Consider the following 24,418-nt stretch of genomic DNA (forward strand, 5'->3'; position numbering starts at 1 on the left):
CATCGAGCACGGATTTCTGGTTGTAGATAAAGAACCAGGTATGACAAGCCACGATGTTGTGGCTATCGCTCGGCGCGCACTTGGTACACGCAAGGTTGGCCATGCCGGAACTCTTGATCCAATGGCCACGGGTATTTTGGTTTTAGGTTTTAACAACGGCACGCGCTTGCTTCAATACATCACAAATGGCGACAAGACCTATGAAGCAACTGTTGTTTTAGGTGCTGCAACAGTTACAGATGATGTTGAAGGTGAAGTCATTTCACGCGCGGATGTCTCAGCAATCACTGATGCGCAAATAGAAGCAGAGATGGCAAAGATGCGTGGAACCATCATGCAACGCCCAAGTTCAGTATCGGCCGTGAAAGTTGATGGTGAACGAGCATATGATCGCGTGCGAGCAGGAGAAAGCGTTGAACTTGCTGCCCGCGAAGTAACAATCTCTCAATTAGATATCAAAGATGTGCGCCGAATTGAAAGTGCGATTGAAGTTGATATTGAAGTGACTTGTTCTGCCGGAACATTTATCCGCGCCATTGCTCGAGACTGTGGAAATGCACTTGCAGTAGGCGGACACTTGAATTCGCTGCGTCGCACACGTGTTGCTGGCTTTGGTTTAGATAAATCCATCTCTCTTACAGCACTTAAGGCTGGGGAGTTTTCAACCCTTGGATTAGTAGATGTCGCACGAACAACATTTAGCGCGCGTGAGCTGGCACTTGATGAAGTCAATGAACTTTCCTTTGGTCGCCCGCTCAGTGCTAACCCAGATGAAGCTATCTATGCAGCAATTTCTGGTCAAGATCTCATTGCACTGCTGTGTAACAAGGATGGTTTAGCTAAACCCATCGCCGTATTCGCGGCAGCTAACTAGGTCTGAGAGAATAAGGCCATGAGCGTTGTAGTCATTGGAGTCTTCGATGGTGTCCATAGGGGCCATCAAGAAGTACTCAACCAAGCAAAAAAGATTGCTGGTGATGAAAAGATTATTGCGCTGACCTTTGATCCACACCCAACAACTGTTTTTGCACCTGATCGTGCTCCAACTTTGCTCACCATTTTAACTGATCGGATAGAGCTTCTGAAGATTCACAACGCCGATCAAGTTGCCGTTATGAAGTTCACGCCGGAGTTTGCCGCCATGACACCTGAGGATTTTGTGAATAAAGTTTTAGTAGACCAGCTTGGCGCAACAAAGGTTGTCGTGGGTAAGAACTTTACCTATGGATCAAAGGCTGCTGGAAATGTTGATTCACTCAAAGCGCATTCCCAGTTTGAAACAATCGTTCTAGATCTCGAACCTTCTGAGGGAGAAGTTGTTTCATCCACTCGGATTCGCAAGTTGATTGTTGAAGGAAATGTTGAACTTGCACGCACACTTTTAACCAGGCCACATCGTTTAGATGGCATTGTGGTTCATGGCGAAAAGCGTGGTCGGGAAATTGGTTATCCAACTGCAAATCTGGGAGATCTTGAAAATCAAACAATTCCAGCTGATGGTGTGTATGCAGGATGGTTAACTGTTGGCATTGATAGATGGCCTGCTGCTATTTCAATTGGAACTAATCCAACATTTGATGGAGTTCGAGGCCGGCAAGTTGAGGCATATGCAATTGATCAAGTTGGTTTAGAGCTCTACTCACTGCGGGCAACAATTGAATTTGGTTGGCGATTGCGTGAAACTTTAAAATTTGATGGACTTGAGCCATTACTTGAGCAGATGGCTAAAGACTGTGCCAAAGCCCGTGAATTAACCGAGCTTTAGGCTCAGGATTTCACCTTATTCGCCCCCGCTGGTAATCTTGCCCAGTCCAACGAGAAAGCGAGCTTTCGTGAGGCAAACCGAAAGCCCTCGTGATCAGAAACCAAGGAGTACTAAAGAATGGCACTAACACCAGAAGTAACAAAGCAAATTGTCGCGCAGTTCGGATCTACTCCTACTGACACGGGAAGTCCTGAAGCTCAGGTCGCTTTGCTATCTAAGCGTATTGAAGAAATCACATTACATTTAAAGACCAATCCACATGATCACCACAACCGTCGTGGTCTGTTGTTGCTAGTTGGTCGTCGTCGTCGCATTCTTCAATATCTTGCTAAGACAGATATCAACCGTTACCGCGTGATTATCGAGAAGCTCGGTATTCGCCGCTAATTAATTAATACCTACACCACTTCAAGGCAAATGGTCCTCGGTAGTGGTTTCCGCACAAAATAATGTGCGTGAACTTCGATCGAAGATTCATTTCTCCTTTAAGTGGGTAGTAACCACGATGTGACTTGCAATGAGTCGCGTCCATAGTAATAAAGGAGGACCCATGGAGGGTCAAGAGGTTCAGTCAGCCGTTGCAGTTATTGATAACGGAAAATTTGGAAAACGAGAGATTCGTTTTGAAACAGGTCGCCTAGCGCGCCAAGCAGCAGGAGCAGCAGCAGTTTACTTAGATGATCAAACAATGATCTTCTCAGCAACAACTGCATCAAAGACTCCTAAAGATCAATTTGATTTCTTTCCTTTAACAGTTGATGTTGAAGAAAAGATGTATGCAGTTGGTCGAATTCCAGGATCGTTCTTCCGTCGTGAAGGTCGTCCATCAGAGGATGCAATTCTTACCTGTCGTTTAATCGACCGTCCACTGCGTCCATCATTTGTTAAGGGACTTCGTAATGAAGTTCAAATCGTTGTGACAGTAATGGCACTTGATCCAGACCACATGTATGACGTGATCGCGATTAACGCTGCTTCAATGTCAACACAACTTGCAGGTTTGCCTTTCTCTGGCCCAATCGGTGGCGTTCGCGTTGCCTTGATTGATGGACAGTGGGTTGCATTCCCTAACCACTCACAGGTTGCTAACGCAGTCTTTGACATGGTTGTTGCTGGTCGCATTAGCGATGGCGATGTTGCAATCATGATGGTTGAAGCAGAAGCCACAGAGCGCACAATTGAACTCATCAAGGGCGGCGCACCAACTCCTACTGAAGAAGTTGTTGCACAAGGTCTAGATGCTGCAAAGCCATTTATCAAGATTCTCTGTGAAGCACAGTCAAAGCTTGCAAAGGTGGCTGCAAAGCCAACTGCTGAGTTCCCTGTGTTCCTTGATTACCAAGATGATGTATTTGCAGCTGTTGAAAAGGCAGCAAGTGCAGATCTTGCAAAGGCACTAACAATTTCTGGTAAGCAAGAGCGCGAAACAAAGATTGATGAGATTTCTGCATCAACGAAGGAATCAGTTTCTGCTGCCTTTGAAGGCCGTGAGAAGGAACTTCCTGCAGCGTTTCGCTCATTAACCAAGAAGCTTGTTCGTCAGCGCGTTTTGCGTGACAAGATTCGTATCGATGGACGTGGATTGCGCGATATCCGTGCACTATCTGCAGAGGTTGAAGTAATTCCTCGTGTTCACGGTTCAGCAATCTTTGAACGTGGAGAGACACAGATTCTTGGAATCACGACTCTTAACATGCTCAAGATGGAACAACAGCTAGATACGTTGAATCCTGAAAACCATAAGCGTTATATGCACAATTACAACTTCCCACCATATTCAACTGGTGAAACAGGTCGAGTTGGTACACCTAAGCGTCGCGAAATCGGCCACGGTGCACTTGCAGAGCGTGCTTTGATTCCAGTACTTCCAACACGCGAAGAGTTCCCTTACGCAATCCGTCAGGTCTCTGAAGCTCTTGGTTCAAATGGATCAACCTCTATGGGATCTGTGTGTGCATCAACTCTTGCGCTCTATAACGCAGGAGTTCCACTACGTGCACCAGTTGCAGGTATTGCAATGGGTCTTATCTCTGACACTGTCGATGGCAAGGTCGAGTACGTAGCACTCACTGACATTCTTGGTGCAGAAGATGCATTTGGCGATATGGACTTTAAAGTCGCTGGAACAAAGGACTTCGTTACAGCTTTGCAGCTAGATACAAAGCTTGATGGAATTCCTGCTTCAGTTCTTGCTGGTGCACTGCACCAAGCTAAGGAAGCACGTCTTGCAATTTTAGATGTGATGAATGAAGCAATTGATGGCCCAGATGAGATGAGCCCATTTGCTCCACGCATTATCTCTGTGAAGATTCCAGTTGATCAGATCGGCGCAGTAATCGGGCCTAAGGGCAAGATTATTAACCAGATCCAAGATGAAACTGGCGCAGATATTTCAATTGAAGATGACGGCACAATTTATATCGGCGCAGTTGATGGTCCATCAGCTGAAGCTGCACGTGCTCAAATCAATGCAATTGCTAACCCACAGATGCCAGAAGTTGGAGAGCGCTACCTCGGTACCGTTGTAAAGCTTGCAGCATTTGGTGCCTTCATCTCATTGATGCCAGGTAAAGATGGCTTGCTCCACGTATCTCAGATTCGCAAGATGCATGGTGGAAAGCGCATTGAGAACTTGGAAGAAGTCATGAAGGTTGGCGACAAGATTCAGGTTGAAATCGGCGAGATTGATCCAAAGGGCAAGTTGTCTTTGGTTCCAGTTCTTGAAGATGGAACAACTGGTTCTGCTGAATAAATGAGCGTACGTCGTTCAGTTTTACCTAGCGGTCTGCGCATCGTTACTGAAGAAGTTTCTTCGGTGCGCAGTGCCGCAATTGGTATCTGGGTAAATGTTGGATCACGTGATGAATCCCCGGCAACTGCTGGGGCTTCTCACTTTCTAGAGCATTTACTCTTCAAAGGAACTGCTCGACGCAGCGCACTTGAAATCTCATCTTCGATTGAATCAGTCGGTGGTGAAATGAATGCATTTACATCAAAGGAATACACCTGCTTCTATGCACGTGTGATTGATACCGATTTGCCTATGGCAATCGATGTGATTTCAGATTTAATTACATCCTCTGTTGTTTCAGCCCTTGATGTTGATGCTGAGCGCAAAGTTGTTTTAGAAGAAATCGCAATGCGCGATGATGATCCAAGTGATTTGGTCCATGATCTCTATGCCGAGACTTACTATGGTGACACTCCACTGGGGCGTCCAATTCTTGGCACTGTTGCATCAATTAAGGGCATGTCTCGCAGTACAGTCAATAACTACTACAAGAAGCGTTATTTGCCCCAAGATCTTGTTGTGGCAGTTGCTGGAAACATCAAGCACAAAAAAGTTGTTGCCATGGTTGAAGCAGCCCTTTCAGTCGATGGTTTCCTAGATGTAATGGGCGCACCAGTTCTTCGCTCAAATGCACAAGACAAGAAAGTAAAACAACAGAGCGTTGGATTGATTTCTCGCAAAACTGAGCAAGCACACATGTTTTATGGCATGGAAGGCGTTGCCCGCCATGATGATCGTCGCTTTGCAATGGGAGTTTTAGCTTCAGCACTTGGTGGAGGAATGTCATCTCGTTTGTTCCAAGAGATTCGTGAAAAGCGTGGTCTTGCATACTCTGTCTATGCCTATGCCCAGCAATATGCAGGTAGTGGTCAGATTGGTTTTTATGCAGGATGTAATCCAACAAAGGCGATAGAAGTTGTGGAGATCATCCGCGAAGTCCTCGCCGATGTGGTCGATAATGGAATGACACATGAAGAGATTGAACGCGCTAAGGGTGCAGTTCGTGGCTCACTGGTTTTGAGCCAAGAGGACTCAGGCTCGCGCATGTTTAGAATTGGGAAAAATGAGATTGTTTATGGCCAAGTTACGGGCTTTGACGATATTTTGAAATCTATTTCACGCGTAAATGAGCAGGACATACGGGAAATTGCTAGCGCCTTTTTGACCAAAACGCCTACGCTTGCACTTGTGGGTCCGTTTAAGAATACGTCGAAATTTGAAAAGGTGTTGAAGTGATTAACGTCGCAGTCCTTGGTGCAAAGGGGCGCATGGGTTCAGAGGTCGTAAAGGCCGTTGAATCTGCCGAAGGCTTAAGCCTTGTCGCCGCCTTGGATCTTGGCGATTCACTTGATCAACTCAAGGATTCTGGTGCAAAAGTAGTTGTTGATTTCACTACTCCAGATAGCGTCATGGCAAACCTTGAATTTCTTATTAATAATGGAATAAACGTTGTTGTGGGCACAACCGGCTTTGATGAAGCAAAGCTCACAAAAGTTAAAGGATGGCTAGCTGCAAACCCATCTGTTGGAGTTCTTATTGCACCTAACTTTGCAATTGGCGCAGTGTTAATGATGGAATTTGCTGAAAAAGCAGCGCGTTACTTCGAGTCAGCTGAAATTATTGAATTACATCACCCACTTAAGGTTGATGCGCCAAGTGGCACGGCATCTCGCACAGCAGAGCTCATGAGCAAGGCCCGCAAAGATGCAGGTCTAGGGCCGCAACCTGATGCAACTACAACTTCGCTCGATGGTGCTCGTGGTTCAAAAGTGGGAGATATTCCAGTGCACTCCGTGCGCGCACGTGGATTAGTTGCACACCAGGAAGTCATTCTTGGGGGATTGGGCGAAACTTTAACGATTCGTCACGATTCACTTGATCGTGCAGGATTTATGCCGGGAGTAATCCTTGGTATTAGAAATGTAGTTTCACATCCAGGCCTGACACATGGCCTAGATAAGTTCATGTAAAGGGAGACACACATGTCAAAAGATCAAATCACGATGTATAGCGCTGACTGGTGCGGAGATTGCCGTCGCTCAAAGCGTTTATTTGAAGAGTTAAATGTTGAATACACACTTATCGATGTTGATGCTGATCTAAGTGCAGCAGAGAAAGTTAAAGAGATTAACGGTGGAGCGCAGTCAATTCCTGTGATTGTTTTCTCTGACGGCACTCACTTAACTGAGCCTTCAGATAATGACTTGAAGGCAAAGCTTCAAGCTCTCAAAATTATCTAAAACCAGTTATAGATTGCAGCCGATGTGAAGGCTGCGCTTAGTACTACAACTGGAAACGGTGCTTTAAGAATAAGGGCTATAACTGCAGCCGACACGCCTGCTAATCGATGATCAATCATGAGTTGTGATTTTTCGGTGAAGGTTTGAACGGCAACCAAAGCACTCAAGAGTGCAATAGGAATAAGAGCATTAATGGATTGAACTTTAGGGTGTGCAAAAATTCGCTCTGGAACGTTATGGCCAGCGTATTTAAGAGCAAAAGCAATAACACTTGTGCCTATCGTTGCAATCCAAAATGAGTTCATTTGCGCAGCCCTACCGCTACGGCAATAAATGCAGTTGCAATGATTGGCAACCCTGCCGGCAAAATCGGTGTCATCGCAAGAGCAAAAACAACACAGCCAACGGCGAGGAAGCGATCACGATTAGTTTTTAAGCGTGGCCACACAAGTCCTAAGAATGCCGCTGGAACTGCTGAATCAAGACCCCAAGCACGGATATCTCCCATGGCTTGTGCGCCAAGAGCACCTGCAACTGTAAATAGATTCCAAAAGATAAACACACCAAAACCGGTGAGCCAAAAACCTTGGCGCATGGCACTTTCCCCGCGCACTTCTTGACCAAGTGCTACTGCTGTTGATTCATCAATAGTGATTTGAGCAGCAACGATTCTCTTAAAACCTTTTACCTTTAATCGAGGCGCCATGATCACGCCATACACACCATTTCGAATTCCAAGTAGAGAAGCAGTAGCAATTCCACTTATTGCTCCGCCGCCAGCACCGAGAACTCCGATGACAGCAAACTGAGATGCACCAGAAAATGTTAGAAGTGACAGCAAGCACGTTTGCAGAACTGAAAAGCCATTTGCAACCGCAGCTGCTCCAAAAGCGGTTCCATAGGCCCCAACTGTGATGGAAACGCTCAGAGAATCGCGCAATGTGGTCGATTCAATTCTGGACACGCAGACATTCTGCCCTAGATATCCAAAGGCTCAAACCCGGCCCCTTATAAGGTGAGCCCATGCCTGAGGAAATCATATTTAGAGACGATGTAACCGTTGAATTAGTAAAAGCCAGTGCAAGTGATGCCGATGTAATCTGGGCAGCACGTGTTTCAACTGCTGGTGAACAGTCAATGGATGAGATTGGTGAAGACCCAGCTCGCTCTGCTGGATTGATCAACTATCTTGCACGTGAGCGCCATGGATCACCGTTTGAACATACCTCTATGACTTTCTTCATCTCTGCACCAATATTTGTATTTCGTGAATTCATGCGCCACCGCATCGCTTCATACAATGAAGAAAGTGGTCGTTACCGCGAATTGAAACCTGTTTTCTATGTTCCATCAAAAGAGCGAAAGCTTGTGCAAGTTGGTAAGACTGGTTCCTACACATTTGAAGATGGAACCAAAGAACAGTTTGAAATTACAACTAACTCAATGAAGGCTGCCTACGTTGTTGCCTATGATAGTTATCAGAAAATGTTAGAAGCTGGAGTTGCACGCGAAGTTGCACGTGCTGTATTGCCTGTGGCGACATATTCATCCATGTATGTTTCTATGAATGCCCGTGCACTCATGAACTTTTTATCCCTTCGCACATCCCGCGAAGGCTCGCACTTTCCAAGCTACCCTCAACGCGAAATTGAGATGGTGGCCGAGAAAATGGAAGCCGAATTCGCAAAATTAATGCCGCTTACATACGGGGCCTTCGAAAAGTCTGGTCGCATCGCCCCATAAAACGGGTAGAGTTGCCCGCATGAGTACGCCAGCGCCATTCGGCCGCATGTTGACGGCAATGGTCACGCCATTTAAAAAAGATGGCTCCATTGATTGGGATGGCGTTGAAAAGATCGCTGATCATCTAGTTAAAACCGGTCATGATGGCATTGTCGTCAATGGCACAACCGGTGAAGCCCCTACGACTAAATCCTCTGAAAAAGAAGAGATAATTAAAGTTGTTAAGCGTGTAGTTGGAGCGAACATCAAGGTTGTTTCTGGTGCTGGCGATAATGAAACTGATTATTCAATCAATCAAGCCAAGCGCAGCGAAGCAGCTGGCGCGGATGGAATTTTGGTAGTTACTCCTTATTACAACAAGCCACCACAAGCAGGTATCAAAGCTCACTTCCTGGCAATGGCAAATGCAACCGGTCTGCCAATGATGCTCTATGACATTCCTGGTCGCACAGGAGTAGAGATTGAATCAGACACGATCGTTGAACTCTTTGAACACCCTTCAATTGTTGCGCTCAAGGATGCTAAAGGAAACGTTGCCGCAACCTCTTGGGTAATAAAGCGCTGCGGAATCCCTGTGTATTCAGGTGATGACATTCTCAATTTGCCACTTCTATCAGTGGGCGCAGTTGGCTTTGTTTCAGTGTGTGGTCACACAGTTGGATCACAACTCAAAGAGATGCTCAATGCTTGGTTTGCAGGCAATCCTGCTCGCTCACTAGAGATTCATCAGCAATTGCTACCAGTCTTTACTGGAACATTCCGCACACAAGGTGCCATCATGACAAAAGCCGCACTGACATTAATGGGTCTACCTGGTGGATATACCCGTCTTCCTCTAGTCGATGCAACAGATGCGCAAATTGCGCAGTTGCGTGACGACCTACGCGCAGGTGGCGTAGTACTTAAATAATGAATCATCCTCACCCAGATCTCGGATTACCCTCACCTTTAGTAAAAGGGGGATTGCGCATTGTCGCCTTAGGCGGCTTAGGTGAAATTGGTCGCAACATGACCGTCTTTGAAACTAAAGGAAAACTACTCATTGTTGACTGCGGTGTTTTATTTCCTGAAGATACGCAGCCAGGAATCGATTTAATTCTTCCTGATTTCTCATATATCCGTGATCGTTTAGATGACGTTGTTGGAGTCTTTTTAACGCATGGCCACGAAGACCACATTGGCGCAGTTCCTTATCTACTGCGCGAACGTGGAGATATTGCTATTTATGGATCAGCACTTACTTTGGCCCTAGTCACAGCAAAGCTAAAGGAGCACAGAATTTCTCCACTCACACGCGAAGTTCGCGAAGGTGGACATGAAGATGTTGGACCATTTGAACTTGAATTTGTTGCCGTTAACCACTCAATTCCAGATGCATTAGCAGTTGTGATTAATACTGATGCTGGCCGAGTTCTTGCAACAGGTGATTTTAAGATGGATCAGTTACCACTTGATGGTCGTATTACAGATCTTCGAACCTTTGCCCGTTTGGGTGAAGAAGGCGTTGATCTATTTATGGTGGATTCAACTAATGCTGACATTCCAGGCTTTACTCCTTCAGAGCGCGAAATTATGCCCGCACTTAATCGCGTTATCGGTTCGACTAAGCGCCGGGTAATTGTTGCCTCATTTTCATCCCATGTGCACCGCGTTCAACAAGTAATTGATACAGCTTTAATTCACAATAGAAAAGTTATCTTCATTGGGCGCTCCATGGTTCGCAATATGAAGATTGCCCAAGATATGGGTTACCTAACAGTTCCACCTGGAATCGTTATGGATGCAAAGGATTTAGATTCCTTTGATGACAATGTGGTTTTGATTTGCACAGGTTCACAAGGTGAACCGATGGCAGCGCTATCGCGTATGGCAAATGGTGATCACCAGATTCGAGTCGGCGAAGGCGATACAGTTATTTTGGCTTCATCACTCATTCCTGGAAATGAAAACTCAGTCTTTAGAGTTATCAATGAACTCACTCGCTTTGGTGCAAAAGTAGTCCATAAAGCAAATGCCATGGTCCATGTTTCAGGTCATGCGGCTGCAGGTGAACTTCTTTACTGCTACAACATCGTGAAGCCTCGATTTGTAATGCCAATCCACGGCGAATGGCGGCATATGAAGGCAAATGCTGAACTTGCAATTCAATCTGGAGTCCCGCGATCAAATGCGTTGATTATTGAAAATGGCGTTGTGGTCGATTTAATTGACCATGAAGCACAAGTTGTTGGTTCAGTCCCATGTGGATTTGTTTATGTTGATGGTCAGAGTATTGGTGACATCACAGAGACATCACTGAAAGATCGTCGAATTCTTGGTGAAGAAGGTTTCATTTCAGTCATTGTGGTGATTGATTCACAAAGTGGAAAGATCGTTGCTGGACCTGATATCCATGCACGTGGATTCAATGAAGATATGGCGCTCTTTGATGATGTGAAGTTAAAGATCGAAAAAGCATTGGCTTCAGCAGTTGCCGAAGGAATTAATGGAACGCATCAGCTTTCACAGATTGTGAGAAAAACCGTTGGTGGCTGGGTAGGGGGAGAACATCGCCGAAAGCCGATGATTGTCCCTGTTGTTATTGAAGTTTAAGAACGGCGCGCCTAGGCGCTAAGAAATTACTCTTCCTTTACGATGAGGAGTGTGGCTAAGAAGAAATCTAAATCCAAAAGCGGCGCAGTAGGTGGCGCGCTCGGAAGAGGCCTAACTGCAATCTGGCGATTTATTGCAAAAATTCTTGGTAATTCAGTTCGCTTTATCGCCCGCGGTGCCCGTGATTTAGATCCAGCACATCAGCGTGATGGCATCGCATTTCTCATTCTCATTCTTGCTCTCGTTGCTACAGCGGGCACGTGGTTCCATGCTGACAATATTGTTGGCCGTGCGGTCTATGCATTTGTTTATGGTGGCTTTGGACGCATCGGTTTTATCACACCACTTGTCTTAATTTATTTTGCCTTCAAACTATTTAGAACTCCTGAAGATAAGGCAGCTATCGGGCGAGTTGTAGTTGGCACTTTAACGTTATTGCTCTCGTCAACTGGCATTTCACATTTACTCAATGGCTCTACCGGCACAGGTGCCACCGCAATGCGCGAAGGTGGTGGCTGGATTGGTTACGCAGTAACCACCCCGTTGGTGTCACTGATGACTTCGGTACTTACTTATCCAGTGTTAATCATTGTTTTCATCTTTGGATTACTAGTCGTTACTGCCACACCAGTTTCACAAGTTCTAGATCGCTTTACCTCTAGTGCTAGTTGGTTATGGGCCAAGCGTCCTGAAAGACCAATCAAGGTTGAAGATTTTGAAATCACTGACACTCCACCTTTTGAATCCCCGATTGTTGCTGCCTGGAATGAACCGGTAGAAGAAGATGAAGAAGAGTTGGATGAAGAGAGCTTTGATGAAGAGTTCACTGTTCCTATCCCTATCTCTCCTGTCATAACTCCAGAAACAGTTACCAAGCGTCCAGAACAACTCTTGCTCACCCCTGATTCAACATATGAATTGCCACCTGCCGATCTGTTGCGCACAGGACCTGCTGCAAAAGCCAAGAGCAAAGTAAATGATTTAGTTGTAGCAGCGCTGACTGAAGTATTTGCTCAATTTGAAATTGATGCCCAAGTAACAGGCTTTATGCGTGGACCGACCGTTACACGCTATGAAGTTGAGCTGGGAAATGCCGTCAAAGTCGAGCGCATTACCGCCCTTGCTAAGAACATTTCTTATGCTGTTGCAAGTAGTGATGTGCGAATCCTTTCTCCTATTCCAGGCAAATCTGCTGTGGGAATTGAAATTCCAAATACTGACCGCGAAATCGTGGCTCTAGGCGATGTTTTACGCTCATCTGTTGCAGGCCAAGATCACCATCCCATGTTGGTTGCACTCGGAAAAGATGTTGAAGGCAACTTTGTCTGTGCAAATCTTGCAAAAATGCCTCACCTTTTGGTTGCTGGTGCAACAGGTGCTGGTAAATCTTCAATGATTAACGCAATGATTACTTCGATTTTGGTGCGTGCAACACCGGATGAAGTTCGCTTAGTGCTAATTGATCCTAAGCGTGTTGAGCTAACTGCCTATGAAGGTATTCCGCATTTAATTACACCAATTATTACTAATCCAAAAAAGGCATCAGATGCACTGACCTGGGTAGTGCGTGAGATGGATTTGCGATACGAAGATCTTTCTACTTTTGGATTTAGACATATAGATGATTTCAACAAGGCAGTTCGAGCTGGCAAGGTAATTGTGCCTCCCGGAAGTGATCGCACAGTTGAGCCTTATCCATACCTACTTGTCATCATTGATGAGCTTGCAGATTTAATGATTGTGGCTGCAAAGGAAGTGGAAGAATCTGTTGTTCGTATTACCCAGCTCGCACGATCTGCTGGTATTCACTTAGTACTTGCAACACAGCGTCCCTCTGTGGATGTTGTTACCGGTTTGATTAAGGCAAACGTACCTTCCAGACTCTCGTTTGCAACAAGTTCTTTAGCCGATAGCCGCGTTATTTTAGATAGCCCAGGTGCTGAAAAACTTGTTGGCCAAGGAGATGCTCTCTTTATTCCTATGGGAGCTAGCCGAGCAGTTCGTATCCAAGGTGCCTATGTGTCAGAGCGCGAAATTGAAGCGGTCACAACACATGTAAAGAAGCAGTTAAAACCGCGCTATCGCGACGATGTCACAGCAGTGCAATCGCATCCAAAGATGGTTGATAAAGAAATTGGCGATGATTTAGATATTTTGCTGCAAGCAGTTGAATTAGTTGTTGGAACACAGTTTGGTTCAACATCAATGTTGCAAAGAAAACTTCGTGTTGGATTTGCTAAGGCTGGACGCCTGATGGATCTGATGGAGTCCCGTGGAATTGTTGGACCATCTGAAGGTTCCAAGGCCAGAACAGTTTTGGTCAAGCCAGATGAACTTGATTCGGTTATTGCAACATTGCGGGATTACTAGCGCAACCATTCCAAGGGGTTAACCCACATTTCACCCCCTGTTCTCACACTCCTCTATAGCCACAAGGGATGCTCCAGTTCTAGACTTGGACACTCATCGGCAGAAGTAATTTCCCTTAAGGACAAACAACGATGTCACTAGGATCTTTGATTGCTAAGGCGCGTAAAGACGCGGGCCTTTCACTTGAAGATTTGGCTGCCAAAACCAATATTCGCATAAGCGTTTTGAGTGAGATAGAAAAAGATAACTTTGAACATTGTGGCGGTGAAACTTATGCCCGTGGCCATGTTCGGAATATCGCCTCAATATTGAAGGCTGATCAAAAAGAGTTTATTCGTCTCTATGAAGAAGAGCAGGGTGGTGAAACCCGCTCAATCAAAGATTTGCTTGTTGAAAATAGCGTTATGCGTTTACCAGCCGAAGCTCACAAAGTCTCATGGAAAGTTCTTGTGATGATTTCTGTGGTGTCATTATTTGCTGTTGGTATAGCACAAGTAGTAATTTCAAACGTCAATACAAATGAAGTTATTAGTGCTACTCCATCTGCAAGTTCATCACCAACTGCAGATGAAACTGCAGCTCAATCACCATCTGCAGAACCGTCGGCTGAAAATACTTTTTCAAGTGGCACTGGAGTTGAAGTAGTCATTAATGCGGCCCGTGCTAAGTCATGGCTCTTTGTCTCTGATGATGCTGGAAGAGTTCTCTTTAGTGGTCAGATTTCACGCGGCTCAGCTAAGACATTTTCCTCAGATTCACAACTCAATCTCAAAGTTGGAAATGCTGGGGGAGTAGATCTGAAAGTAAATGGCAAGAAAGTTCCATCGATAGGCGTTGATGGTGAGGTAGTTAGCGTGTCGTATGGAGTCGATTCATAACACGCTAAGATTTGCCAAATGAAGCGCACCGTAGCAGTCGTCACTTTAGGGTGCTCACGAAATGAAGTTGATTCAGAAGAGCTGGCTGGTCGTTTAGCAGCCGATGGTTGGACCCTGGTTGATGATGTTGAATCAGCTGAAGTTGCACTAGTTAATACATGTGGATTTATTGAGTCAGCTAAAAAGGATTCAATTGACACTCTGCTTGAGGCAAACTCACTCAAAGGTCATGGGCAGACGCGTGCAGTTGTAGCAGTGGGATGTATGGCTGAGCGTTATGGAAATGAATTAGCCGAAGCACTTCCAGATACTGATGCAATATTGAGCTTTGATGACTATCAAGATATCTCTGCACGGTTGCAGTCAATCGTTGCAGGTAATTCACACACGCCTCATATTCCACGTGATCGTCGCGCTCTCTTGCCTATTGCTCCTGCTGATCGCGCCGAAACTCGTGAAAACTCTGAATTTTCCCGCAAACGTTTAGGGGATGCGCCTTGGGCGCCACTTAAAATTGCATCGGGCTGTGATCGTCGCTGTTCATTCTGTGCGATTCCATACTTTAGAGGCTCATTTATTTCACGCCGCCCCCACGAAGTCTTGGATGAGGCACGTTGGTTAGTTGCCAACGGTGTGACAGAACTCTTCTTAGTCAGTGAAAATACAACTTCGTATGGAAAAGATTTAGGCGATCTGCAGTTAATGGAAAAGATGCTGCCTGAGATTGCTGCTATTGAAGGAGTTGAACGGGTTCGCCTTTCCTACTTACAGCCTGCAGAGATGCGACCAACGCTGATTCAGGCCATGATTGCAACACCAAAGACTGTTCCTTATTTTGATTTATCTTTCCAGCATTCATCGCCGACAGTTCTGCGCCGCATGCGCCGCTTTGGCGATAATGAAAAGTTTCTCCATTTAATCAATCAGATCCGAGTCTTATCTCCAGAGGCTGGAATTCGCTCAAACTTCATTGTTGGCTTTCCAGGTGAGACACAAGAGGATTTTGACGAGTTAGCTAGATTCATTACTGAAGCCAAGTTAGATGCTGTTGGCATCTTTGGTTATTCTGATGAAGATAACACCGAAGCGCTAAAGATTGATGGCAAAATTGATGAAGCAGTGATTGCTCAGCGCGTGGAGACACTTTCTTCCTTGGCCGATGAAATGGTTTCTTTGCGCGCACAGGCTCGTATCGGTGAAACTATTCGTGTTTTGATCGAAGATGCCGAACTACAAGAAGGACGAGCAGCTCATCAAGGTCCAGAAGTTGATGGAAGTACTACTTTTATCGGGACAGATTTTACAGTGGGGCAGTATGTTGATGCTGTGGTGATTGATTCAATGGGTGCTGATTTGGTGGCAAAGCCTCTATGAAGTTGCCAGGATTTGTGACTCCCAACTTTATAACCGTTATGCGATTACTGCTGGTGCCAGTGGGTGCCTATACACTTTTTAAAAATGGTGGCAATGATCCAACGTGGCAATACATTTCTTGGTGTGTGTTTTTCATCCTTGGAATGAGCGACATTCTGGATGGCAATTTGGCACGAAGTCGAAACACCATTACAGAGTTTGGAAAGTTTCTAGATCCAGTCGCAGACAAGGTCATGATTGGTACGGCCATGATTTCCCTTTCAATTCTTGGGCGGATGCCATGGTGGATCACGATTGTTATCTTGGCTCGCGAAATAGGAATTACGGTTTTTCGTTTGATGACTATCAATCGAGGAGTCATTGCCGCCAACAAGGGTGGCAAGATCAAGGCCACCATGCAAAACTTTGGAGTGGGCTTCTATGTCTTGCCTTTGAGCCCATCGCTCTACTGGTTTCGTGATGGATTTATGTATATAGCAGTGGCTCTGACTATCGTTACTGGTGCTTACTATGTAAAATCAGCGTTCACTAAGAGTTAGGGACACACTCACATGGCACTGCCTGCCGAGATCATCAGCCTTGCGGCGCAAGTAGTTGATGATTTACGTGCTCGTGGTGAAACTCTTAGTACCGCTGAATCCTTAACTGCAGGAGCAGTTAGCTCTGCCATTGTCACAATCGCTGGTGCTTCTGATGTTTTCGTGGGTAGCACGACTGCTTATCGTGATGAAATAAAGATTTCACATTTAGGTGTTGATCCAGCAATCATCACCGAGCACACGTCGGTCAGTGAAGAAGTTGCAATAGCAATGGCGCAAGGTGCGCTCAAATCATTTGGAACAACATGGGCCATTGGCACAACAGGAGTTGCTGGACCTAACCCATTAGATGGCCATCCAGTGGGCATGGTGTGGGTAGCAATTGCGGGGCCGGTATGTCAGAGCATCGAATTATCCTTATCTGGTGAGCGAGAATCTGTGCGAAACGCAGCTACAGCAAGCGCCATTGCCACCTTTGCGCGTATCCTTAGACACCGAGCGTAAAAAAGGAGGTGGGCCCGTGGTTCTAGTTCGTCAAGCAGTTGGTCTCACACTTCGCGCTGCCCGCACATCACAAAATCGCACATTGCGCGATGTTGCACGTGATGCCCGTGTCTCACTGGGTTACTTATCAGAAGTAGAACGTGGACAAAAAGAAGCATCATCTGAACTTCTAAACGCAATTTGTGTTGCACTAGGTCTTTCTCTTTCTGGTGTTTTCAATGATGTAGCACTTGAGTTAAAGAGCCGCGAGAGCGTCACTCTTACTGTCGTCGATGCCGCTTAATAAATACGCACCACAAGCTGCAACACATCGCCGCACACAAAGTGCAATCCTTGAAGGTGCTAAGAATTTAATTGCAACTGTTGGCTTGGCCAAAATGTCTATGATTGAAATCGCCGACACATCACAGATTTCTCGTGCAACTCTCTATAACCACTACCGAGATAAAGAATCAGTACTTGCCGCCCTCTGTGATTCAGAGATTCGCAGGTTAGTAAGCATCGCTCAGAGTGCACCCAATCCCACTGATGCCTTAGAAGTTTTATCAATTCAAATCTCATCAGATGGCGCTCTTGCCAACATGCGAATTTGCGATCCAGCACCTTTAACTCAGGTAATGGCAGCGACGGCGCATCCGCTATGGCTGCAGTTCAATGACGCACTTGCCATGATTCTTGGTTCACAGATTTTGGCCGACCTAGCCACACGTTGGTTAATTGGCCAAGCGATTCAGCCGCTGACCCCAGAGGATTCAAGACTTCAAGCAGAGTTTCTTATTGCCCGTGCGAATATCTGATCTACGTGAGCGTTTAGCGCTTTCATTTGGTGAGCATTCACACTTTCCCACCGATATAGCAATCTCAGAACTTGGTAGCAAAACCGTTAATGAAGCCCTTGCTGCTGGCCTTGAGGCAGATGAGATTTGGAAAGCGGTATGTAGGGCGCATCCTAAAGAGACAGAAAAACATAAGTACTAACTATGAGCCTTGTAACAACCCTGACGCAGACAAATCAAAACCACCCACCCTTAGTTTTAATTCACGGGCTGGGATCGGCTGCAACGGCATTTAAGCCCATCATCCCTGCGCTCTCACAGCGCTTTCGCGTGATTACTGTGGATCTGCCAGGACATGGTCAAAGTCCCTATATCAAGGGACAAGCTATGGACCCTAAGTCTCTGGGCCGTGCAATTTTTGAAACAGTAGAGCGCGAGTATGGAGTTAAAGAGTTTCATGTTGCAGGTAATTCATTAGGTGGCTGGGTTGCACTTGAGATGGCTGCAGATCAACCCCAACGCATTAAAACTCTCACAGGACTAGCACCTGCCGGGCTGTGGTTAAAGCCAGCATCTGGACGAGCACCTAGTGAAGCATGGTCCTATTACATGGCCAAAGTATTACGGCCTGTTATTAGAGCTGGATTACATGTCATTGCATTGCGCAAGATTGGCTATGCAAACGTGAGTCCTAAATGGAAAGAGTTCAGTTATGAAATCTGTTATGACTCAGCATATGCAATGGGACATGCGACGGGATACTTTCAAGCTTGGGATGGAATGTTAGGAAGACGTTTTGAAGCACATATTCCAGAGAGCGTTCCTCTAACAATCCTGTTTGGCGATACTGATAACACTTTGCCATATCCACATTCACAGGAGCGCTCGCTAGCACCAGCGCATGCCTCATGGATTATTATTGATAATTGTGGGCATGCACCGATGTGGGATTATCCGGAACTGATGGTGAAAATCATCAGCCAAACTAGTGGGCAATAACCTCTAGCACCCAAGGCTCATTTGCTGTAGCACCAAAGAGTTCGCATTCAAATTCAGATGAAACAATCTCTGCCAATTCTTGGGGATTTGTGGGAATGGTTTTGGAGAGCAGCAGTAGTCGTGTTACTTCACCGCGAGTCTTTTTAGACATATGAGTAATCACCTTTTTCACGCCATCAACTTTGCTGAACACTTTAATCTCCACGCATTTGTGCGCCGGGGGAGACCAAACGCTTTGATAGGTCGAAGAGCGACAGTCGATAACTAAATCAGTTTCAATGACATCTAATACTTGAGTGATGGGCCCTCGCATGTGAGCTGCATCGATCTTTTCTTTATAGGGCTCAATGGGATCAAGGCATTTGAGGCTTCCGTATTTAGCCGAGATGATTGCAATTGATTTCTGGGCACGATTTTGTGCAGCTTTAGTCAGCGTTGCCCAGCCCAGGCCCTGATAGAGAACGCCTGTATAGACGGTGATGGCTGGACCTGGCTCTGTCGCCTTTTTCTCACTAGGGGGAAGCAAGATGAGCATGGGGGTAAGTATGGGGCTGCACAGCGCTGGCGACACGCTCATATCTGTCAGTGCCGCCTGCTACCTTTCGAACAGATGTTCGGATACTCTATCCGAGTACAACCAGAGCGGTTCTAACCTCCGCCCACAGCTCTTCCCCCGAGCGCTGCGGTCCGTCGTTAGGTCTCCGTACCTTCTGGGCCAGGACCAAACGTCATACGACGTTCTATCGAAAGGAAAGTAAGTGGCTACTGAAAAAGGCAATAAAGCTAACGAAGCTGCACAAGAAAAAGCTACAAGCGAACGCCAAAAAGCGCTCGATACAGCCCTAGCCCAGATCGAACGTCAATTTGGAAAAGGCTCAGTAATGAAGATGTCGGATCGTCAAAACCAGATTGTTGAAGTAATTCCAACTGGTTCAATCGCACTTGATATCGCTCTTGGTATTGGTGGATTGCCTCGCGGTCGCATCGTTGAAATCTACGGACCAGAATCTTCAGGTAAGACAACTCTTACATTGCATGCAATCGCTAACGCACAAGCTGCGGGCGGTATCTGTGCATTCATCGATGCTGAGCACGCTTTCGATGCAGAGTATGCAAAGAAGCTCGGTGTTGATATTGACGCGCTCCTAGTTTCACAACCAGACACAGGTGAACAAGCGTTAGAAATTATGGACATGCTAATTCGTTCAGGTGCACTTGATCTCGTAGTCGTTGACTCCGTTGCAGCACTTGTTCCACGTGCTGAAATTGAAGGCGAAATGGGAGATTCTCATATGGGTCTTCAAGCACGTCTGATGTCACAAGCTCTACGTAAAATTACTGGTGCTCTTCACCAATCAAAGACAACTGCAATCTTCATTAACCAGTTGCGTGAAAAGATCGGTGTCTTCTTCGGTTCACCTGAAACAACTACTGGTGGTAAAGCACTCAAGTTCTATGCATCAGTTCGTTTGGATATCCGTCGTATTGAAACCCTTAAAGATGGCCAGGACGCAGTCGGTAACCGTACTCGCGTTAAGGTTGTTAAGAACAAGATGGCTCCACCATTTAAGCAAGCAGAGTTCGACATCATTTACGGCACAGGTATTTCACGTGAAGGCTCTTTGATTGATCTTGGAGCAGAAGTTGGAATCGTGAAGAAGTCTGGCGCTTGGTATACATATGAAGCTGATCAGTTGGGTCAAGGCAAGGAAAATGCACGCACATTCCTTATCGATAACCCAGATCTAGCTAATGAGATTGAAGCCAAGATTCGCGCTCACTTTGTGCCAATCGAAGTAGATGCAGATCTGATCGCAGCTATCGATGAAGCCACCGCTGAGGTTGATTTCTAATTAGCCTGCAATTTGCAAAGGTTGACCAAGAGGCTGACCCTTACTCAATCGCATATGCCATTGCACAAAATGCTTTGGTTGCGCGGGCCAAGAGTAAGGGTGAGCTCTTGGCTCACCTTAAAAAGCGAGGCGTTGAGGATGATGTTGCCAATGCAACCATTTATAAGTTAACCGAAAACGGTTTAATCAATGATGCTGAGTTTGCGAAAGCATGGACTCAATCTCGTCACAACGCCAAAAAACTCTCAAAGCGCATCATTGCAGGAGAGCTGCGCACCAGGGGAGTAGATCAAAGCACTATCGATGAGGCCCTAGATGAGATTGATGATGAATCTGAATACCGAACAGCTTTTTCTTTGGCAATGAAAAAGTACTCAACAATGTCTCGGATGGAACCAGAAGTTCAGATTCGTAGAATTCAATCCTTATTACAACGCAAAGGTTTTGGCTTTGGTGTTATCGGCCGTGTTATTCGCGAGCTAGATATTCACTCAGGCGAGCAGCTGTAGCAACTACGGCTGCGGCATGAACGCGGCCAGGCTGTCGGCCTAAACGCTCAATTGGTCCACTGATACTCACCGCTGCAATAACTTTTCCATTAGGACCGCGAACTGGGGCAGAAACAGAAGTAACTCCAGCTTCGCGCTCTCCAACAGATTGCGCCCAACCGCGACGACGATCTGCAGCAAGTTGTGCGGCAGTAAATCTGGCGTTTGCAACACCGCGATGAATCTTTTCGCTATCTTCCCAAGCCAGCAAAATCTGCGCAGCAGAACCTGCCTGCATTGTTAACGCTGCGCCAACAGGAACAGAGTCACGAAGTCCTGATAAGCGCTCTGCAACTGCCACACAAATTCTTTGATCACCTTGTCGCTTATAGAGCTGGGCGCTCTCACCTGTTGCATCACGCAGCGCTGCCAACGCTGGGGCAGCAGCGGCAAGTAAACGATCTTCTCCTGCAGCTGCGCCAAGTTCACTTGCGCGTGGGCCTAATACAAAGCGACCAGAGAGGTCGCGGGCGACGTAGCGATGAAATTCAAGGGCCACAGCTAAGCGGTGGGCTGTTGGACGAGCTATTCCTGTGGCAGCGACGAGCTCTGCTAATGAATGCGGGCCAGCTTCTAAGGTGTTTAAAATCGCTGCGGCTTTATCTAATACGCCAACTCCGCTATTCTTTCTGCTCATAGGGTGATATTAACATCCCACTATGTGATATGGCAAATGAAGGAGTAAGGACAAGCAGATGGGTAAAACGCTAGCTGAAAAGATTTGGGCCGAACACATTGTTCGCGCCGCCGATGGTGAACCAGATCTTTTGTATATCGATCTTCATCTCATCCATGAAGTAACTAGCCCACAGGCCTTTGATGGTCTGCGCCTTGCTGGACGCACAGTGCGCCGCCCTGAACTGACTATTGCAACTGAGGATCACAACGTTCCAACGCTTAACATTGATAAGCCAATTGCAGATCCTGTTTCAAAGCTGCAAGTGGACACACTTCGCGCTAACTGCGCCGAATTCGGCGTTCGCATTCACTCACTAGGCGATAAAGACCAGGGAGTTGTTCACGTAGTTGGTCCACAGCTGGGATTAACGCAGCCGGGCATGACAATTGTTTGCGGAGATTCACACACATCTACCCACGGCGCATTTGGCGCTTTAGCTTTTGGTATTGGAACCTCTGAAGTTGAACACGTTTTGGCAACACAGACTTTGCCGCTAGCTCGTCCAAAGACGATGGCGATAAATGTTGAGGGACGCCTAAAGACTGGTGTTACATCAAAGGATATTATCTTGGCAATCATTGCAAAGATCGGTACTGGCGGAGGCCAGGGCTATGTCATTGAATACCGTGGCTCTGCAATCCGTGCGCTGTCTATGGAATCTCGTATGACGGTGTGTAATATGTCTATTGAAGCTGGTGCTCGCGCAGGTCTGATTGCACCTGATCAAACAACATTTGATTACATTAAGGGAAAGCCCCATGCACCTGAGGATTTTGATGCTGCGGTGAAATACTGGAGCACGCTTTATACAGATAGCGATGCAAAATTTGATGTTGAAGTAAATCTCAATGCCGATGACCTAGAACCATTTGTTACATGGGGAACTAACCCAGGCCAGGGTGCATCGCTGAGTTCTAATGTTCCAAACCCAGCAGATATCGCAGATCCAGAAGCACGTGGGGCAGCAGAGCGCGCACTTGTTTATATGGGTCTAGAGGCTGGCACACCACTTAAAAAGATAGCCATTGACACTGTTTTCTTGGGCTCTTGCACCAATGGGCGAATTGAAGATCTACGAGCAGCTGCTGAAGTTGTGAAGGGTAAGAAGATTGCCTCAACACTTCGCATGTTGGTGGTTCCTGGTTCTGCCCGTGTGCGACTGGAAGCTGAAGCAGAAGGATTGGATAAAGTCTTTCTTGATGCAGGAGCTGAATGGCGAAACGCTGGTTGCTCCATGTGTTTGGGTATGAATCCAGATCAGCTAGCTGTGGGAGAGCGCTCTGCCTCAACATCAAATAGAAACTTTGAAGGCCGCCAAGGTAAGGGCGGACGTACACACCTTGTAAGCCCACTAGTAGCGGCAGCAACTGCCCTGCGTGGAACTCTCTCTTCACCTGCGGATCTGTAAGGAGCAAAACCATGGAAAAATTCATTAAGCACACCGGCACCGCAGTTCCACTGCGCCGTAGCAATGTTGATACAGATCAAATTATTCCGGCTGTCTATTTAAAGCGCGTAACACGTAGCGGCTTTGAAGATGGCTTGTTTTCTGCTTGGCGCAATGATCCGCAGTTTGTTTTGAACAAGGCCGAATACAAGGCTGGCACAATTCTTGTGGCAGGCGTTGATTTTGGAACTGGTTCCTCCCGTGAACACGCAGTGTGGGCGCTGCAGAACTATGGCTTTAAAGCTGTTATCTCTAGCCGCTTTGCTGACATCTTTCGCGGTAACTCACTCAAAGGTGGCCTGCTCACTGTCATCATCGATCAAAGCGATGTAGAGGCGCTCTGGGCGGCAATTGAGGCTAATCCAGCCACTTCTGTCAGCGTTGACCTTGAAACTCGCACAGTGAGCTATAACAACGTTGTTTTGCCTTTTGCAATCGATGACTACACCCGCTGGCGCTTAATGGAGGGTCTAGATGACATTGGCTTGACTGTTAAAAACGCTGATTCCATTGACTCTTTTGAGAAATCTCGAACAACTCTGAAGCCAGCAACGCTTCCAATTCGCGGATAATCACCGAAAAACAAGCGTAAATCAATGAGATTTACGTAGGGGTGAGCGTGGTCATGCAAAACTCTCAACGTTGAATTGAGGGTTTTCTACGCATAAAAACTGCGATTTTTTGATATTTCATTGAAAAATTAATTCGCGACACACCTGCATGAATAGCGTAATCACCCTATGTATGCGCGTAAGTTTACTAACACGTTAAGCAATTGCTTAACATTTACGCGTAATAAGGGGATTTCAATGAATAAGGCCCAATTCATTGCGGCGTTGGCACCACATTTCAACGACAGCAAGAAGGAAGCAGCACACGCTGTAGATATCGTTTTTGACACTATCGTTCGCAACCTTTCAAAGGGTGAAGACGTAATGATCAACGATTTCGGTAAGTTCAAGAAGGTTGATCGCAAGGCTCGCATGGGACGTAACCCATTCACTGGCGAAACAATCAAGATCAAGGCTTCAAAGAAGGCTCGCTTCTTGCCTGCAAAGGGTTTGAAGGATGTCATCTCAGGTGAGCGCAAGCTAGGACCTGCTCCAAAGCCAGAACCAAAGCCAGTTGCTAAGGCAAAGCCAGTTGCAAAGAAGGCTGCTAAGAAGAAGCCAGCAGCTAAGAAGAAGGTTGCAGCTAAGAAGAAGGTTGCCAAGAAGGCTCCTGCAAAGCGCAAGCCAGCAAAGAAGGCTAAGAAGAAGTAATTCGCTTAGTTATTAGTTAACGGGGTCGGCTCACGCCGGCCCCGTTTTCTTATGCTTA

The 24,418-nt window shown here is 46.4% G+C and carries 28 protein-coding genes; 24 read left to right on the plus strand and 4 right to left on the minus strand.

What is annotated here, in order from left to right; all coding sequences use genetic code 11:
• Position 1 precedes the first annotated feature (1 nt).
• From truB to A7sIIA15_RS02605, 7 genes are all read left to right on the plus strand, one after another.
• Complete coding sequence (truB, locus tag A7sIIA15_RS02575) at positions 2–874, plus strand: tRNA pseudouridine(55) synthase TruB (protein ID WP_095685652.1); 873 nt, start codon at positions 2–4, stop codon at positions 872–874.
• An 18-nt stretch (positions 875–892) separates the two neighbouring features.
• A complete protein-coding gene (locus A7sIIA15_RS02580; RefSeq protein WP_095685653.1) occupies positions 893–1,765 on the plus strand; it encodes a bifunctional riboflavin kinase/FAD synthetase in 873 nt (290 codons plus the stop codon).
• 117 nt (positions 1,766–1,882) lie between these two features.
• Entirely contained in the window at positions 1,883–2,152 is a 270-nt protein-coding gene (rpsO, locus tag A7sIIA15_RS02585; protein ID WP_018225193.1) for a 30S ribosomal protein S15, read from the plus strand.
• 163 nt (positions 2,153–2,315) lie between these two features.
• Positions 2,316–4,517, plus strand: a complete 2,202-nt coding sequence (locus A7sIIA15_RS02590) for a polyribonucleotide nucleotidyltransferase (protein WP_095685654.1) — start codon at positions 2,316–2,318, stop codon at positions 4,515–4,517.
• On the plus strand, positions 4,518–5,792 hold the full coding sequence (locus A7sIIA15_RS02595; RefSeq protein WP_095685655.1) for a M16 family metallopeptidase: 1,275 nt from the start codon (positions 4,518–4,520) through the stop codon (positions 5,790–5,792).
• Positions 5,792–6,526 (plus strand): 4-hydroxy-tetrahydrodipicolinate reductase, encoded by a 735-nt coding sequence (dapB, locus tag A7sIIA15_RS02600; RefSeq protein ID WP_190279158.1) that lies wholly within the window; start codon positions 5,792–5,794, stop codon positions 6,524–6,526. Before A7sIIA15_RS02595 ends, dapB begins: the two co-directional genes overlap by 1 nt.
• 12 nt (positions 6,527–6,538) lie before the next feature.
• Positions 6,539–6,796 (plus strand): glutaredoxin family protein, encoded by a 258-nt coding sequence (locus tag A7sIIA15_RS02605; RefSeq protein WP_095685656.1) that lies wholly within the window; start codon positions 6,539–6,541, stop codon positions 6,794–6,796.
• Here the strand turns inward: A7sIIA15_RS02605 and A7sIIA15_RS02610 are convergent.
• Together A7sIIA15_RS02610 and A7sIIA15_RS02615 are read right to left on the minus strand one after the other, a co-directional pair.
• Positions 6,793–7,101: an AzlD domain-containing protein gene (locus A7sIIA15_RS02610; protein WP_095685657.1), complete on the minus strand. Its 309-nt coding sequence runs from the start codon at positions 7,099–7,101 to the stop codon at positions 6,793–6,795. The two genes, A7sIIA15_RS02605 and A7sIIA15_RS02610, sit on opposite strands and share 4 nt — an antisense overlap.
• Positions 7,098–7,760: an AzlC family ABC transporter permease gene (locus tag A7sIIA15_RS02615; protein ID WP_095685658.1), complete on the minus strand. Its 663-nt coding sequence runs from the start codon at positions 7,758–7,760 to the stop codon at positions 7,098–7,100. The genes A7sIIA15_RS02610 and A7sIIA15_RS02615 overlap by 4 nt, the downstream gene beginning before the upstream one ends.
• A 59-nt stretch (positions 7,761–7,819) precedes the next feature.
• Between A7sIIA15_RS02615 and thyX the strand changes: the two genes are divergently transcribed.
• The 12 genes from thyX to A7sIIA15_RS02675 all read left to right on the plus strand — a co-directional run bounded on the left by thyX (position 7,820) and on the right by A7sIIA15_RS02675 (position 18,571).
• Positions 7,820–8,539, plus strand: coding sequence for an FAD-dependent thymidylate synthase (gene thyX / locus A7sIIA15_RS02620; RefSeq protein WP_095685659.1), 720 nt, complete (start codon positions 7,820–7,822; stop codon positions 8,537–8,539).
• A gap of 19 nt (positions 8,540–8,558) precedes the next feature.
• A complete protein-coding gene (gene dapA / locus A7sIIA15_RS02625) occupies positions 8,559–9,449 on the plus strand; it encodes a 4-hydroxy-tetrahydrodipicolinate synthase (RefSeq protein WP_095685660.1) in 891 nt (296 codons plus the stop codon).
• Entirely contained in the window at positions 9,449–11,131 is a 1,683-nt protein-coding gene (locus A7sIIA15_RS02630; protein WP_095685661.1) for a ribonuclease J, read from the plus strand. Before dapA ends, A7sIIA15_RS02630 begins: the two co-directional genes overlap by 1 nt.
• A gap of 51 nt (positions 11,132–11,182) precedes the next feature.
• A complete protein-coding gene (locus A7sIIA15_RS02635; protein WP_095685662.1) occupies positions 11,183–13,501 on the plus strand; it encodes an FtsK/SpoIIIE family DNA translocase in 2,319 nt (772 codons plus the stop codon).
• A 131-nt stretch (positions 13,502–13,632) separates the two neighbouring features.
• Positions 13,633–14,379: a helix-turn-helix domain-containing protein gene (locus A7sIIA15_RS02640; protein WP_095685663.1), complete on the plus strand. Its 747-nt coding sequence runs from the start codon at positions 13,633–13,635 to the stop codon at positions 14,377–14,379.
• Positions 14,380–14,397: 18 nt separating this feature from the next.
• A complete protein-coding gene (gene rimO / locus A7sIIA15_RS02645; protein WP_095685664.1) occupies positions 14,398–15,753 on the plus strand; it encodes a 30S ribosomal protein S12 methylthiotransferase RimO in 1,356 nt (451 codons plus the stop codon).
• Complete coding sequence (pgsA, locus tag A7sIIA15_RS02650; RefSeq protein ID WP_095685665.1) at positions 15,750–16,292, plus strand: CDP-diacylglycerol--glycerol-3-phosphate 3-phosphatidyltransferase; 543 nt, start codon at positions 15,750–15,752, stop codon at positions 16,290–16,292. Before rimO ends, pgsA begins: the two co-directional genes overlap by 4 nt.
• 12 nt (positions 16,293–16,304) lie before the next feature.
• Positions 16,305–16,796 (plus strand): CinA family protein, encoded by a 492-nt coding sequence (locus A7sIIA15_RS02655; protein ID WP_095685666.1) that lies wholly within the window; start codon positions 16,305–16,307, stop codon positions 16,794–16,796.
• 16 nt (positions 16,797–16,812) lie between these two features.
• The gene (locus A7sIIA15_RS02660; RefSeq protein ID WP_095685667.1) at positions 16,813–17,079 is read left to right on the plus strand and encodes a helix-turn-helix domain-containing protein; all 267 of its coding nucleotides are present in this window, start codon (positions 16,813–16,815) and stop codon (positions 17,077–17,079) included.
• A complete protein-coding gene (locus A7sIIA15_RS02665) occupies positions 17,069–17,593 on the plus strand; it encodes a TetR/AcrR family transcriptional regulator (RefSeq protein WP_095685668.1) in 525 nt (174 codons plus the stop codon). The genes A7sIIA15_RS02660 and A7sIIA15_RS02665 overlap by 11 nt, the downstream gene beginning before the upstream one ends.
• Positions 17,580–17,774, plus strand: a complete 195-nt coding sequence (locus A7sIIA15_RS02670; protein WP_017955959.1) for a DUF3046 domain-containing protein — start codon at positions 17,580–17,582, stop codon at positions 17,772–17,774. The genes A7sIIA15_RS02665 and A7sIIA15_RS02670 overlap by 14 nt, the downstream gene beginning before the upstream one ends.
• Before the next feature lie 2 nt (positions 17,775–17,776).
• Complete coding sequence (locus A7sIIA15_RS02675) at positions 17,777–18,571, plus strand: alpha/beta fold hydrolase (RefSeq protein WP_095685669.1); 795 nt, start codon at positions 17,777–17,779, stop codon at positions 18,569–18,571.
• Here A7sIIA15_RS02675 and yaaA read toward each other — a convergent pair.
• Positions 18,558–19,106 carry a peroxide stress protein YaaA gene (gene yaaA, locus A7sIIA15_RS02680; protein WP_223298286.1) on the minus strand — a complete coding sequence of 183 codons (549 nt, stop codon included), beginning with the start codon at positions 19,104–19,106 and terminating at the stop codon, positions 18,558–18,560. The genes A7sIIA15_RS02675 and yaaA overlap by 14 nt on opposite strands.
• Before the next feature lie 223 nt (positions 19,107–19,329).
• Between yaaA and recA the strand changes: the two genes are divergently transcribed.
• A complete protein-coding gene (gene recA, locus A7sIIA15_RS02685; RefSeq protein WP_095685671.1) occupies positions 19,330–20,424 on the plus strand; it encodes a recombinase RecA in 1,095 nt (364 codons plus the stop codon).
• A gap of 59 nt (positions 20,425–20,483) precedes the next feature.
• Entirely contained in the window at positions 20,484–20,933 is a 450-nt protein-coding gene (locus A7sIIA15_RS02690; protein ID WP_420021909.1) for a regulatory protein RecX, read from the plus strand.
• On the opposite strand, the gene A7sIIA15_RS02695 is transcribed toward A7sIIA15_RS02690, so the two are convergent.
• On the minus strand, positions 20,893–21,609 hold the full coding sequence (locus A7sIIA15_RS02695) for an IclR family transcriptional regulator (RefSeq protein WP_095685672.1): 717 nt from the start codon (positions 21,607–21,609) through the stop codon (positions 20,893–20,895). The two genes, A7sIIA15_RS02690 and A7sIIA15_RS02695, sit on opposite strands and share 41 nt — an antisense overlap.
• A 58-nt stretch (positions 21,610–21,667) precedes the next feature.
• On the opposite strand from A7sIIA15_RS02695, the gene leuC reads away from it, so the two are divergent.
• The 3 genes from leuC (at position 21,668) to A7sIIA15_RS07190 (ending at position 24,360) form a co-directional block, all read left to right on the plus strand.
• Positions 21,668–23,059: a 3-isopropylmalate dehydratase large subunit gene (gene leuC / locus A7sIIA15_RS02700; RefSeq protein WP_095685673.1), complete on the plus strand. Its 1,392-nt coding sequence runs from the start codon at positions 21,668–21,670 to the stop codon at positions 23,057–23,059.
• Between the two features lie 11 nt (positions 23,060–23,070).
• Positions 23,071–23,670 carry a 3-isopropylmalate dehydratase small subunit gene (gene leuD / locus A7sIIA15_RS02705; protein WP_095685674.1) on the plus strand — a complete coding sequence of 200 codons (600 nt, stop codon included), beginning with the start codon at positions 23,071–23,073 and terminating at the stop codon, positions 23,668–23,670.
• Positions 23,671–23,907: 237 nt separating this feature from the next.
• Entirely contained in the window at positions 23,908–24,360 is a 453-nt protein-coding gene (locus tag A7sIIA15_RS07190; protein ID WP_017955950.1) for an HU family DNA-binding protein, read from the plus strand.
• The last annotated feature ends 58 nt before the right edge of the window (positions 24,361–24,418 follow it).

Source organism: Candidatus Planktophila vernalis, from assembly GCF_002288185.1.
Classification (GTDB): Bacteria; Actinomycetota; Actinomycetes; order Nanopelagicales; family Nanopelagicaceae; genus Planktophila; species Planktophila vernalis.